The organism is Luteibaculum oceani, assembly GCF_007995015.1.
GTDB lineage: Bacteria > Bacteroidota > Bacteroidia > Flavobacteriales_D > Luteibaculaceae > Luteibaculum > Luteibaculum oceani.
Genome location: NZ_VORB01000005.1, coordinates 12,664 through 26,119, shown reverse-complemented (window position 1 = coordinate 26,119; position 13,456 = coordinate 12,664). Strand labels below are relative to the sequence as shown.

At 39.0% G+C, this 13,456-nt stretch carries 15 protein-coding genes and 1 tRNA gene; 11 read left to right on the top strand and 5 right to left on the bottom strand.

Features of this window, described 5'->3' with window-relative positions; all coding sequences use genetic code 11:
* Window positions 1–81: 81 nt before the first annotated feature.
* Complete coding sequence (locus FRX97_RS06125) at window positions 82–588, top strand: DUF3124 domain-containing protein (RefSeq protein WP_317129537.1); 507 nt, start codon at window positions 82–84, stop codon at window positions 586–588.
* Between the two features lies 1 nt (window position 589).
* Window positions 590–1,201, top strand: coding sequence for a MarC family protein (locus FRX97_RS06120; protein WP_147014311.1), 612 nt, complete (start codon window positions 590–592; stop codon window positions 1,199–1,201).
* A gap of 49 nt (window positions 1,202–1,250) precedes the next feature.
* Here the strand turns inward: FRX97_RS06120 and FRX97_RS06115 are convergent, their stop codons facing one another.
* On the bottom strand, window positions 1,251–2,393 hold the full coding sequence (locus FRX97_RS06115; protein WP_147014310.1) for an acyl-CoA dehydrogenase: 1,143 nt from the start codon (window positions 2,391–2,393) through the stop codon (window positions 1,251–1,253).
* A 33-nt stretch (window positions 2,394–2,426) separates the two neighbouring features.
* On the bottom strand, window positions 2,427–3,116 hold the full coding sequence (locus FRX97_RS06110; RefSeq protein ID WP_147014309.1) for an HAD hydrolase-like protein: 690 nt from the start codon (window positions 3,114–3,116) through the stop codon (window positions 2,427–2,429).
* A gap of 592 nt (window positions 3,117–3,708) precedes the next feature.
* On the opposite strand from FRX97_RS06110, the gene FRX97_RS06105 reads away from it, so the two are divergent.
* The 9 genes from FRX97_RS06105 (at window position 3,709) to FRX97_RS06065 (ending at window position 11,736) form a co-directional block, all read left to right on the top strand.
* Window positions 3,709–4,785, top strand: coding sequence for an anhydro-N-acetylmuramic acid kinase (locus FRX97_RS06105; RefSeq protein ID WP_170227048.1), 1,077 nt, complete (start codon window positions 3,709–3,711; stop codon window positions 4,783–4,785).
* A gap of 170 nt (window positions 4,786–4,955) precedes the next feature.
* A complete protein-coding gene (locus FRX97_RS06100; RefSeq protein ID WP_147014307.1) occupies window positions 4,956–6,185 on the top strand; it encodes a Glu/Leu/Phe/Val dehydrogenase dimerization domain-containing protein in 1,230 nt (409 codons plus the stop codon).
* 27 nt (window positions 6,186–6,212) lie between these two features.
* Window positions 6,213–7,559: a sodium:proton antiporter NhaD gene (nhaD, locus tag FRX97_RS06095; protein ID WP_147014306.1), complete on the top strand. Its 1,347-nt coding sequence runs from the start codon at window positions 6,213–6,215 to the stop codon at window positions 7,557–7,559.
* A gap of 40 nt (window positions 7,560–7,599) precedes the next feature.
* On the top strand, window positions 7,600–8,325 hold the full coding sequence (locus FRX97_RS06090; protein ID WP_317129536.1) for a MotA/TolQ/ExbB proton channel family protein: 726 nt from the start codon (window positions 7,600–7,602) through the stop codon (window positions 8,323–8,325).
* Window positions 8,326–8,330: 5 nt separating this feature from the next.
* Window positions 8,331–8,723 carry an ExbD/TolR family protein gene (locus FRX97_RS06085; RefSeq protein WP_147014305.1) on the top strand — a complete coding sequence of 131 codons (393 nt, stop codon included), beginning with the start codon at window positions 8,331–8,333 and terminating at the stop codon, window positions 8,721–8,723.
* Window positions 8,724–8,728: 5 nt separating this feature from the next.
* Window positions 8,729–9,523 (top strand): energy transducer TonB, encoded by a 795-nt coding sequence (locus FRX97_RS06080; protein WP_147014304.1) that lies wholly within the window; start codon window positions 8,729–8,731, stop codon window positions 9,521–9,523.
* A complete protein-coding gene (locus tag FRX97_RS06075) occupies window positions 9,520–10,749 on the top strand; it encodes a bifunctional folylpolyglutamate synthase/dihydrofolate synthase (RefSeq protein WP_147014303.1) in 1,230 nt (409 codons plus the stop codon). Before FRX97_RS06080 ends, FRX97_RS06075 begins: the two co-directional genes overlap by 4 nt.
* Before the next feature lie 78 nt (window positions 10,750–10,827).
* Window positions 10,828–10,902 (top strand) — tRNA-Val (locus FRX97_RS06070).
* A 423-nt stretch (window positions 10,903–11,325) separates the two neighbouring features.
* Window positions 11,326–11,736: a hypothetical protein gene (locus FRX97_RS06065; RefSeq protein ID WP_170227047.1), complete on the top strand. Its 411-nt coding sequence runs from the start codon at window positions 11,326–11,328 to the stop codon at window positions 11,734–11,736.
* Window positions 11,737–11,881: 145 nt separating this feature from the next.
* Here the strand turns inward: FRX97_RS06065 and FRX97_RS06060 are convergent, their stop codons facing one another.
* The 3 genes from FRX97_RS06060 to FRX97_RS06050 are packed head-to-tail and all read right to left on the bottom strand — an operon-like array spanning window position 11,882 to window position 13,369.
* Complete coding sequence (locus FRX97_RS06060) at window positions 11,882–12,811, bottom strand: hypothetical protein (protein WP_147014301.1); 930 nt, start codon at window positions 12,809–12,811, stop codon at window positions 11,882–11,884.
* Window positions 12,804–13,073, bottom strand: coding sequence for a hypothetical protein (locus FRX97_RS06055; RefSeq protein WP_147014300.1), 270 nt, complete (start codon window positions 13,071–13,073; stop codon window positions 12,804–12,806). The genes FRX97_RS06060 and FRX97_RS06055 overlap by 8 nt, the downstream gene beginning before the upstream one ends.
* Complete coding sequence (locus FRX97_RS06050; protein ID WP_170227046.1) at window positions 13,073–13,369, bottom strand: helix-turn-helix transcriptional regulator; 297 nt, start codon at window positions 13,367–13,369, stop codon at window positions 13,073–13,075. The genes FRX97_RS06055 and FRX97_RS06050 overlap by 1 nt, the downstream gene beginning before the upstream one ends.
* Between the last annotated feature and the right edge of the window lie 87 nt (window positions 13,370–13,456).

The following is a 13,456-nucleotide window of genomic DNA, read 5'->3' as shown; positions in this document are numbered from 1 at the left end:
AAGGCACGCATGGGCGTGCCTTTTGCATTTGATAGGAATTTATTCGATTAGATTGTACGATATTGGCTAGTAAATTCCTCGATGATGAAGATTACCCAAATAGCCCTGGTTTTGGGAATGCTGCTTTTTGCATGTTCCGAGAATAAAAAATCTAGTTCCATAGATCCTGTTAATTGGGCTAACAGGGCCATTGTTATTCCAGACTCTACCGAACACGGAGCGACCTATTTATCCATCTATTCGCAGATTTATTCGTTAACCGAGCATAGAAAGCACGATTTAACGGTTACGGTAAGCATGCGTAACACAAGTACTGTGGATACGCTCTACATTGAAAGCGCAAAGTACTTCGATGGTAAAGGGAAGCTAATTCGCAATTACTTTAAAGATCCTATTTATATTTCTCCGTTGGAAACCGTAGATATAGTAATTGACGAAAAAGATAGAGAGGGAGGAACGGGAGCTAACTTTTTGTTCTCATGGAGTATGGAAATAGAAGCAGCCGAACCACTTTTCGAAGCGGTTATGATTTCCACGTCTGGGCAACAGGGCTTATCGTTTACAACAACTGGAAAACGTGTAAATTAGGATGTTCGCAGATTTAATCACGAAACTTCTATTTTTAGTTGCGGTAATTGATCCATTGGGGTCGGTTCCCGTTTTTTTGGAAGCTACCAAAAGGTTAGACGAGGCACATAAAAAGGCCGTAGCCATTCGAGCTTCCTTTATCGCTATCCTTATTTTCCTCTTTTTTATTGTTGTGGGGCAAATGATATTGGAGGGTATGGATATTTCGCTCTACGCGTTTGAAATTTCGGGCGGAGTAATTCTATTTCTCTTTGCTTTAACCATGATCTTCGGACAAGGGAAACCAGAATCGGAAAAGGATTTGATTAAAGACTATAAGCACGTAACGGTTTTTCCTGTTGCTATGCCTTCCATTGCTTCGCCGGGGGCTATTATGGCTGTTGTGCTATTAACTGACAACAATCTATATACTATAAAAGAACAGGCTATAACCACATTATTAGTGGCGACGGTGGTTATCCTTACCATGTTTATTCTATTGGGTGCAACTTATGTGCAGAAAAAGGTTGGAGAATACGGAATTACGGTAATAAGCAAGGTAATGGGATTGATACTTGCGGCTTATGCGGTGCAGAGTATATTAATGGGAATCAAAGGGTTTTTTGAGGCATAAAAAAAGCGACACCACAGCGTGTCGCTTTTGTATTTCGTGTAAAAAGAGCTTAGTCTTTTAAAACGTTTCTTGAAATTACAATACGTTGTACTTCAGAAGTTCCTTCGTAAATCTGCGTAATCTTAGCATCTCTCATCAGGCGCTCTACGTGGTATTCTTTTACGTATCCGTATCCACCATGTATCTGAACTGCTTCAACCGTAGTTTTCATAGCTGTTTCAGATGCAAAAACCTTAGCCATAGCAGAAGATTGATCGAAGTTTTCGCCGTTATCTTTTTGCGTAGCTGCTTTAAGACAAAGTAAACGAGCTGCTTCTATTTCAGTAGCCATGTCGGCCAGTTTGAATGCGATAGCCTGGTGCTTAGAAATTTCTTTTCCAAAAGCCTTACGCTCTTTCGAGTATGCTAGAGATAATTCGTAGGCTCCTGAAGCAATACCAAGTGCTTGAGCAGCAATACCAATTCTACCACCCGAAAGTGTTTTCATAGCAAATTTGAATCCAAATCCATCTTCTCCAATTCTGTTCTCCTTAGGAACTTTAACATCATTAAAAAGAAGAGTGTGAGTATCAGATGCGCGAATTCCAAGCTTATCTTCTTTCGCTCCAACTACAAAACCGTCCATTCCTTTTTCAACGATAAGACAGTTGATACCTCTGTGACCTTTTTCGGCATCGGTTTGCGCCATTACCAGGTAAACAGATGCATTTCCACCGTTGGTAATCCAGTTTTTAGTACCATTTAAAAGGTAATGATCACCTTTATCGATGGCAGTCGTTCTTTGAGAGGTAGCATCAGAACCAGCTTCTGGTTCAGACAAACAGAATGCTCCAATGATTTCACCACTTGCAAGTGGCTTTAAATATTTTTGTTTTTGTTCCTCGGTACCAAACTTTTCAAGACCCCAACAAACTAATGAGTTGTTTACCGACATCACAACTGAAGTCGATGCGTCAACTTTAGAAATCTCTTCCATGGCAAGTACGTAGGAAACGGTATCCATTCCCGAACCGCCATATTTTGGGTCTACCATCATTCCAAGAAAACCAAGTTCTCCTAGTTGTTTGATTTCTTCGTGAGGAAACTTCATATGGGTATCTCTTTCGATTACCCCTGGTTTTAATACGTTTTGAGCAAAATCTCTGGCAGCATCTCTTACTGCAATTTGTTCTTCAGTTAATTGAAAATCCATGCGCTGATTTATTGGGTTCCAAAAATAGCCTTTTTACTGAATTTGCTCGAGTTTATCGATGTATTGCGGAATCTCGCTCAGGGTGTGGATTATACCGTCGGGATTTCCTTCCTTAAGTTCGTTTGGAGAAAGAGATCCAGAGTAGAAAACTAAGTTTAAACCACAACCAGCATTTTTCCCCTCAAGCACATCCAGTGGGTGGTCACCGACCTTTAGAACCACTCTTGCGTCCATAATGTTTTCGCTATGCATGGCTTTTTGAATCATATCTGGGAAAGGACGTCCTTGTTGGATTTCATCCGCGGCAATGGTCCCATCTATCAGGTTATTCTTTATCCACTTAAAGCGTTTCATTAGTATGTCCACTGTTTTGCGCTCAAACCCTGAGGTTAAGTAGATTTTAATACCCTTTTCTCTAAGGGTAAGAAACAAGCCTTCAGCCCCGGGCATTGGACGTAATTGGGTGGATTTTTTGTAGTAATGATTTATGAATTTGTTGAGGTATGTATTGATTTGATTGGCTTGGGCTTCGTCTTCAGAATCAAATTTTTCCTTTAAAACCTTTCTTATTCCAACAAGGTTGGGAACTGGAATACAGTCGTTTGCCGTTTTTCTGTCAATTTCTAAGCCAACGCCCTCAAATGAAGAAACAATTGCGTCATGAACAGCAAAGGTGCAATCTACAGTTGTGTTCTCCATGTTCAAAATAGCAAGTTGTATCATATATTTTTCCTGTTTCTGCTAATGGACTATTTTTTGGAAATAGCCTAATTTATCAATGGACTAATTTGAAACAAAAAACAACACGAAAGCAGAGAAATTAGATGGAAGAACAGGCATTTAACTTCTTTAATTAGATAGCTATCCTGAGCAGAAAGGCTTGGCTGGTGGTTAATTTGACTTCCAGTTAGAAATGCTTGTTGATGAAAGAGTTAGGGGTTTATTGGAAACGGAATTATCTTTATTTAAAACTTAAGTAATCTTTAAATTTAATTTATCTCTATAAGTAACTGTAAAAAATAGTTGAAATGAGAAGAAATGCACTAATGTTTATTTGATAGTACTTAATTAATAAAACTGGATGGATTTTTAAGTTTCATAATCCATTATCCATGGCCTTAAGTTTTCATATAACCTATTATAGTGGTAGATTATAGTTCTGCTCAATTATTGTTGAAGTGCTAAAATGGATTTAGAGTGAAAAAAAAACATTTGGTCTACCGATTTTATCGATTAGTCCCATTTTCATATTCTCATCGATTTAATTGTTTTTACCAACTTTTCTATTTGTAATATGCAACCGCGAAATTTTGATATGGAGTTAGCGGAAGGAAAATGGTACCACGCAATTGGTGTAATGTCGGGTTCATCTATGGATGGACTGGATATAGCGCTTTGCAAGTTTGCCAAAATTGATAACAAATGGGAATACGAAGTTCTAGCTTCCCACCCCAAGGAGTTCCCCGGTAATGTTCGGGAGGCTCTAGTTAAGTCAACCGATTTAAGCGCAAAGGATTTCTTCCAATTAGATGCCGCTTTTGGAGATTGGATAGGGCACAATGTCAAGATGGTTGTGCAGGATTTGAATGAATTACCTCTTTTTGCAGCTGTTCATGGCCACACGGTATTTCATTATCCCCAAAGTGGGTATTCAACCCAGTTAGGCGATGGAGCACATATTGCAGCAAAGTCAGGAATTCCTGCTATTACCAGTTTTAGACAGTTAAATATTGCATACAAAGGGCAGGGTGCACCCTTGGTTCCATTTGGAGATTTGCACCTATTTCCTGAATACGATGCGTGTCTGAACCTTGGTGGAATTGCAAATATTTCACTCCATGCTGCAAATCAACTTAAGGCCTGGGATATTTCTCCTTGTAACCAGGTTTTTAATTACCTAGCTCAGAAAATGGGGCAAGCATTTGATAGGGATGGAGTAATTGCTATTTCTGGAAAAGTTGAACCCGACCTGCTAACCCAGCTCAATCGGTTGGAGTTTTATCAGGAGGCCATTCCTAAGAGCATGGGCAACCATTTTATTAAAGATCAGGTAATTCCTCTTTTAGAAAAGTATGATTGTTCGGTGCCGAACAAAATGAAAACCTTCCAAAAGCATGTAGAGGACAAAATTTTCGAAGCACTTACACACTCCGATGCTAAAAAGGTATTGGTAACGGGTGGAGGGGCATTTAATACAGCTTTAATAAAAGATCTGCAAGACAATGAGTTGGGTATAGCTTTTCACATTCCTTCCAAAGAGGTGGTTGAGAATAAGGAAGCGATCATTTTTGCCTTTTTAGGTTTGTTTCGGTGGTTTGGATTACCAAATATTTTAGCGAGCTATTCTGGAGCTACCAAAGATTGTTCGGGAGGGACAATTCATCTACCATAAAATTATTAGAGGATATTTTTCGAATCCTGAAAACTTCGGTGTACATGAAGTTTAAAATAATCGGAAAAGAGAGCGTAGAAAACCTAAACCTTAGAAACAAAAGCGAGTAGTTTAAATCGTTGGTTTCTTGCATTGGGTGTATTTATATATTTGGCGAAAATTATTTTGAAATGAAGGACCTACTCGAAAAATTTGAGAATAAACAACCGGAGATTGTATTTGAATGGAAAGATGCTGAAACTGAAGCGGAAGGATGGGTGGTAATTAACTCATTGCGCGGGGGAGCAGCCGGAGGTGGAACTCGAATGAGAAAGGGTCTTGATAAGCGCGAAGTTGAATCTTTAGCTAAAACGATGGAGGTGAAGTTTACCGTTGCAGGTCCTCCTATCGGAGGGGCTAAATCGGGAATTAACTTCGATCCTGCCGATCCAAGGAAAAAAGGTGTTTTACAGCGTTGGTACAAAGCGGTTTCTCCTTTATTGAAAAACTACTATGGAACTGGTGGTGACCTAAACGTTGATGAAATTCACGAAGTAATTCCTATTACCGAGAGTTGTGGGGTTTGGCATCCTCAAGAAGGGGTTTTTAATGGACACTATCAACCCAATGAGGCGCAAAAGATTCTTCGTATCGGGCAGCTAAGATTTGGAGTATTAAAAGTGGTAGAGGATGCTAATTTCTCTCCGGATACTTCTAAGAAATATGTGGTAGCCGACCTTATTACCGGATACGGTGTTGCAGAAGCGGTTAAGCACTATTACAATATTTATGGTGGTGAGGTAACCGGTAAAAAAGTAATCGTTCAAGGTTGGGGAAATGTTGGTTCTGCCGCTGCTTATTACATGGCGAAAATGGGAGCCAAAGTGGTAGGGATTATTGATCGCGATGGAGGGATTATCCAACAAGAGGGTCTTTCTCTACAAGAAGTTACCGACCTATACCTAGGAAAAGAAGGGAACAAGTTGGGTGCTCATCCAAAAACCATCTCTTTCGAAGAAGTAAATAACAAAGTGTGGGATTTAGATGCGGATATTTTCCTTCCATGTGCTGCATCGAGATTAATTACCAAAGACCAAATTGAAAGATTAATCAATAAGGGACTAGAAGTTGTTTCCAGTGGAGCAAACGTTCCTTTTGCAGATAAAGAAATTTTCTTCGGGCCCATTGCTGAAATGTGTGATGACAGAATCTCAGTGATTCCCGATTTTATCGCGAACTGTGGAATGGCTAGGGTGTTTGCTTATTTAATGGAGGCTGAACACGAGCTATCGGATCAGGGTATTTTCGAGGATACATCCAATACAATCCGTATGGCAATTGAGCGCGCCTACAATAAAAACCAATCCAAAACACAAATCAGTAAAACTGCTTTCGAGATTGCGTTAAAACAACTTATTTAGCGAGGATTTTACTTAAAAACACTCTCAATGGAGACCTTTATCTTGTTGGTATTCATCATTGGATACCTTCTTATTACCCTTGAGCATACCATTAAAATTGATAAGCTAATTCCCGCATTGGGGATGATGGCGCTAGCTTGGGCAGGTGTTGCTTTAGGCCTAGACGATTTTACTCAATGGTTCGATTCGGCCAATTACTCCATGCTGGACGGGTTTGTAGGAATGGAGCACAAGGAGAAATTACATGTGATGGAGGAGACTTTGCTGCATCACTTTGGTAAAACTTGTGAGATCCTGATTTTCCTTATGGGGGCAATGACCATCGTGGAAATAATCGATCACTTCGATGGGTTCGTTGCGATTAAAGATTTCATTAAAACCAACAAGAAAAGGACACTTTTATGGATTATCGCTTTCCTAGCATTTATTCTTTCTGCTATCATCGATAACCTTACTGCTACCATTGTTTTAATAACACTGTTAAGAAAAATTCTACACAGCAATAAAGACAGGCTTTGGTTTGCAGGTTTAATTGTCGTTGCAGCCAATGCTGGTGGTGCTTGGTCACCAATTGGAGACGTTACCACCACCATGCTATGGATAGGAGAGAAAGTGAGTACGGGTAAACTGGTTACCGAACTATTACTTCCATCATTAGTGTGTATGCTAGTACCTACTTTTATTGCTTCTTTCTTAACCCCTTTCAAAGGTGAGTTTTCCTCGGAAGGTGAAATTGGTAAGAAAACTAAAGTGGGATCTAGAATACTGTATTTGGGACTGGGAATGATAGTGTTTGTTCCCATCTTTAAAACGGTAACTCATTTACCGCCATACATTGGTATGATGCTTTCGTTAACCGTAGTTTCTTTAGTTGCCGAGATTATTTCCAACCGAAAGTTCTCATTAACCGATTTTCAGGATGATTTAGCTGGCGGTGGTCATGGTGCACATAGTCCAACTATGCGTGCACTGAGTAGAATAGAAATGCCTAGTATTTTATTCTTCCTAGGTATTTTAATGACTGTTGCTGCCTTAGAGTCGTTGGGGATGATATTTACTTTTGGAGGACAGGTTAGGGAAGTAATTCCAGATAATTTGTTTGTTATCCTACTCGGAGCTGGATCGGCGGTCATAGATAATGTACCTCTTGTTGCCGCCTCTATGGGAATGTTCGATATGCCTACAGATGCCGGAATTTGGCACTTTATTGCCTACGCAGCTGGTACAGGTGGATCTATGTTGATTATTGGATCTGCAGCGGGTGTAGTAGCAATGGGGATGGAGAATATCAGCTTTGGCTGGTACCTTAAAAAAATTAGCGGTTTAGCGCTTGCAGGATATTTAGCAGGAGCTGCCGTTTACCTTCTACTTTAGATAATAAGCCACCAATCAATACGTTTTATCAATCAAGTTTATGAACCTGGTATATACATTATTACTACAAATTCAGCAGCTTCCGCAAGATACTGCTGGATTGATGTTGGATGCAGATGGTAATCCAATTACAAAAGAAGAAACCATTTCCATTTGGGAACTAATCGTTCAGGGTGGATGGTATATTATGATTCCGCTTGGAATTATGAGCTTGATGTCGGTTTACATTTTTGTAGAGCGCTATTTCGCTATTAAGAAGGCCTCAGTAGAAAAGCCTGATTTTATGGCGAAAATCAAGGATAACATCCACGATGGGAAAATTGATGCCGCTCTACACCTTTGTGAAGCAGCCGATACGCCAATGGCAAGAATTACTGCCAAAGGAATTTCTAGAATTGGAAAACCTACCAAAGACATTGCAGCAACCATAGAAAACGTTGCAAAACTTGAGGTTTATAACCTAGAGAAAAACCTTTCTAGTCTTGCTACTATTGCCGGTGCAGCTCCAATGATTGGTTTCCTTGGAACCGTAATCGGTATGATCGTTACCTTCCACGAAATGAAGATTTCCGACAAAGGTGTTGAAATCGCAGAGCTCTCCGGAGGGATTATGCAGGCGATGGTTACAACGGTTGCTGGTTTGGTAATTGGTATCGTAGCTTACATTGCTTATAACTCGCTTGTTGCCTTTGTAAATAAGGTGGTAAATAAGCTGGAAATTAGTGCCATCGAGTTCCTTGATTTATTAGACGAACCCAGTAAATAAGTCCTATGAATTTAGGATCCAGAAATAAAATAAATACAGGATTTAGCATGTCGTCTATGACCGACTTGGTATTCCTGTTGTTGATATTCTTTATTATTCTTTCAACCTTGGTAAGTCCCTATGCATTGCCTGTAGACCTACCATCGAGTAAGAATAAAACCAAGCAAAAGCCAAAGATTTCGGTAACCATTACCAAAGATTTGGAATATTTTATAGGTGGAAAAAGGGTGTCTAAAGACAACTTTGAGGCCGAGTTGGTGAATAGCCTTGTGCCAGGAGAAGAGCAACAAAGTGTTGTGTTACATGTCGATAAGGCCGTTCCAACGGGTAACATGGTGAGCGTTTTAGACGTTGCCAAAAGAAATAACTGTAAAATAGTACTGGCGACACAGCCTTAATAGCGATGAGATTTCCAAAAAATAAAAAAGCTTTAGCCATCACAATCGTGTTTCACCTAGTGGTGCTTATCCTTTTTATGATTTTTGGTCTCACCCAACCCGATCCTCTTCCTGAAGAAATTGGGGTAGAAATTGCCATGGCAGATTTGGGGAATAGCGTAACGGGAAGTGGAAATAACCCAAGTCCCCAACCTACGACCAATCCTGAGCCTGCTCCGTCAAAAGCAACTCCAACACCCACCCCTACTAGTTCTCCAAGTAGTCAACCAAAAGTGGTGGAACAAGATGCTTCTGAAGTGGCTACAGAAAAGGCAGAGAAAGCTCCTGTTAAAAAAGAAGAGCCGGCAAAAGAACCCGAAAAGGTAGAAGAAGAACCTAAGCCACAGGTTAATAAAAGAGCGTTATATCCCGGAAACAAAACCAAAGATTCTGAAGCTTCACAAGGTGGGTCTCAGGGAAATACCGGTGGTAAAGGCGATATGGGTTCCGAAGAAGGGAAGCCTCAAGGAAAAGGTATTCTTGGCGGCGGGATGGGAAGCTGGGAGCTATCGGGTAGATCGCTTGTTAAGGGTACTGCCATAGAAGACACCAAAGAAGAAGGAATTGTTGTCCTAAATATTTGGGTAGACCGATATGGTAACGTAACGCGTACGGCTCCTAATTTGGCAGAGTCCAATACTACCAGCCAATATTTGTTCGATTTGGCTACCAAGGCGGCAAAGCAGTCTAAATACAGCCCAAAAAGCAATGCGGCTGTGGAACAGAAAGGTAAAATGACCTTTAAGTTCATCCTTAAATGACCTATCAGGAAACACTTGATTATCTTTTTAGCCGATTGCCAATGCTCCAGAATAAAGGACTTGCTGCAATTAAGCCTGGGCTGGAGAGAATCAGTCGCATCTGCGATATTTTAGATAACCCCGAAAGAAAATTTAAATCGGTACATATTGCTGGAACCAACGGAAAGGGTTCGGTTGCCAATATGTTATGCTCAGTGCTTATAGAGGCTGGCTATAAAGTTGGATTATATACCTCTCCACACTTTAAAGACTTTCGAGAGCGCATAAAAATCAATGGCAAATGTATCCCTCAAGAGGCGGTTATTTCTTTTGTGAGTAGTCTAAAGGAGTCAGAATTACCAGAACCCAGTTTTTTTGAATACAGTACAGCCATGGCTTTTCAGCATTTTGCTGAGGAAGAGGTGGATATAGCCATTATTGAAACTGGGCTAGGGGGAAGACTTGATAGTACCAATGTAATCACTCCGTTGTTGAGTGTAATTACATCTATTTCACTGGATCATACGGAGTTTCTGGGAAGTACGGTGGAGGAAATTGCAAAAGAAAAAGCAGGAATTATAAAAAATGGGGTTCCACTGGTTTCGGGGATTCACAATCCCTCTGTTGAGGAAGTTTTTATTGACCATGCCAATGCCAATAAAGCTAAATACCATTTTGTAAAGGATGTATTTATTAAGGGGTTGGCTCAAGATTTACCTTTTAGAAAGGATAATGTAGATCTCGTAATAAAGTCCGCTGAAATTCTAAGCCATATGGACTTTCAAATTGGCAAGGATCATATCCGTGAAGGAATAAATAGAACCGTGGAGAATACGGGTTTTTACGGGAGATGGTATCGAGATTCAGAAAAGAAAAACCTGTATTTTGATGTAGCCCATAATACCGCTGGAGTTGCCCATGTATTAGAAAAAGCCAAGAGTATAGTAGATCATAAAGGCTGGAATTTTGTTTTTGGGGTGGTAAGAGATAAGGATTTGGGTAAAATCATGGATTTACTCCCCGAAGAATCCACCTATTATTTGTGTGAGGCCAAAGTGCCTCGAGCACTCCCATTAGAAGAACTAGAAAAGACCTTTAAGAGCAGAGGATTCAATTATTTTTTATCAAAATCGGTTGAAGAAGCGGTTCAAATGGCTAGCGCGCAAGGCAAGCCCACATTGGTTTTTGGGAGCTTTTTTGTGGTGGCCGAAGCCCTTCCAGAAAAAATTTTCGAAAAATTTAATTAGTTGTTTGGTGTAATTCAAAATTGGTATATATTTGCAACCGCTTTCGGGGAGATAATTACTCAAAAGCATTGACATAATGGGAAATTAGCTCAGTTGGTTCAGAGCACCTGCCTTACAAGCAGGGGGTCACTGGTTCGAATCCAGTATTTCCCACACAAGATTAGAAGAGGGATTCAGGTAACTGAGTCCCTTTTTTTATTCCCGTAAGGTCAAGGTACTGGTCAAGGTAAATTTTGTTTTCTAAACAAATTCTCTCATTCCTAGTGTAAAACAGATTCTCTCTTTTTTCTAATTGAATTAGCCCCACATTTATTTTCTATATTGACCGAATGTTTAGCTTTTTTAATTCTAAAAAAGGTGCGCAACGAGAAGAAATCTAAAAAAGCTATGGTCAAAATAAATGAGGACAACTTCTTAAGGAAAGGCACAATAGAAGAGGTACGTACTATGTCTCAGACTAAATTTACCAAAACAGATTTTACCAAAATGGTTAAATTAACCGCTACTAGAAGCCCAATTAAACCACCATTTTAGGTGAATTACCGTTTTTGGGGATTGATTAAAAGGAGTTAAATTATGTTGGGATTATTAATAATTGGAGGGTTCATTCTTCTGTTGGTCGGTGTCGCACAGGTGGTAAATCGTAACGAAGAATCAAAAGGTAATGGCAGTTTTATTTCCGATGAACAAATGAAATCTAAGTATGGTGGTCTTCTAAGAGACTTGGAATTGCCATTTAGTAGTGTGTTGAATAGTGTGCAGGTTAAGCGTGAGTATATCAGGGCTCGATATCGCGATCAATTAGGTTATCCAATCCGTTTAGACCTTAAGCATGTAAATGAGAAAATTTACATTGCTCTTCAGTACCTTGATGTGGCGGAAAACGAAAGGATCATAGACTTTACCTTCAACAAAACTGATAGTTTAAAAAAGATTTATCAAGATATCACCAAACGATACTTGGACAACATGTCGGCCACAGCGTAGGTAGAGGAGATTCTTTTTTTCAAGGGTATACACAGTGTCTTAGAACAAATTCATTGCAGATTAGGTATTATTCACGCCTTTCTAAATTATTAGTTAAGGTTATTAGGCAAAAGGAGAAATTCCATTCTATACATTAGCGGAATTCTCAGCATTGGGACGGTGATGGCTTTAGTGAGGTTCCATGGATCATGAATCCGTATTGTTGAGAAATTTTATGCATAATATCTCGTTTAGTGTTTAGAAGATTTAAGTTCTCTAATAAGCGGTTGAATGCTTTCTTTTTTCTAGATGAATCGGTGCCACGTAAATTGTTCCAGTAAAAAGGATTAATTCCATCCTTAAATAAAATAATTTCCTTGGAAGAGTGATCCCGAAGTTCTTTGGGATTAAGTTCATCAATAATTGTTAGATTCTTAAAACGACTGATAAGACTTTTGTAAATCGAATTAAAGCAATCTAATCTCTTCAGGTCTAATAAGGAGCAAATCCCCATATTCTTTAACACCCTACTTCGAGTGATTTTTACTTCAAAGCGCAACAATTCATAACTACAAAGTTCCTCATTTTCGTGTTCTTTACCTTTATGGTAGATTTTCATTACATAATCGTCTCTCCTAAAATTTCTCTGATCAATTCTCGTGTTATCGCCATTTGCCGTAAAAAGCCTAAATTTTTCCATTAGAATTTTATTTCGAATCAATTCTTGGCAATTATCTACTTCAATATTGAAACCACTTTCTAATTGTGTAATCACAGTTTTCCTCAGGTCATAATTTTGCAAGTCAATTTGTAAGAGTTTAATGGATTCGATTAAATCACAAAAACTAAATTGATCGCAGTTAGCTGCCTTGCCAATTTTTTTCAGGTTAAAGTATTTATGCAATGAGCCTGATAAATACGCATCCCTCTCAGTTACCTTTATTCGAAGGTTTTCCAAGTTTCCCATCAAGGGATATGTTATTTCTCCATCAGAGCATTTTAGCTTTTGATTAGTATTAAAGTGTTCAGGATTTTCTACTAAAATATTTTCTATCCATTCTTTATCTGTACATCTTGCCTTTATAAAATCAATCATGGTTCTTAACATTTAGAAGTCGATTGTACCTTGGGTTGTTACTGTTGGGATTGTGCACCCTTTTTTCGTTACATTGGTAACACAAAATGATTTCTGAGTTGTCGGGCATCCGATATATGTTCTTGTGTACAATGGGCCTTGAACAATTTGAGCACTTTTCTGGATTATGTTTTTCGATTTTTAAATCTCTTTTCCATTTTACAGTGATATAACCTGACTCATCGACTAATTTTTCCTGAATTTTATTTCTAATACGTGCCATTACCTCTTATTTTTTTTGTTTAAAACTATTTCAGCGGATTCTAAGTCGAACTTTTTTCGTTTGATACACCATGACTCCAACTCGTCTTGAGGGATAAAAATTTTGCCTCCATTTTCTGGTGTGTAAGCTGGGAAACTTGCATCTTTAGATACATACTGATAGATTGTTCCCGAGGTATAACCAGTTAGTGAAGCAGCTTCTTTAATGGAAAGCAGTTTTTTGGAATTGGTTTTGCTCTGATTTAGGTATTTTAAAATCAGGTCTAATTTTTCTTCAAGTGTTTCTCTTTTTACCATTTGATTAGAATTTTCAACAAAAATCATGGTAAAACACTGGATATCAGTAAGAAAAACAGCGGAAAAAAATTCCGCTTGATGCTTTGA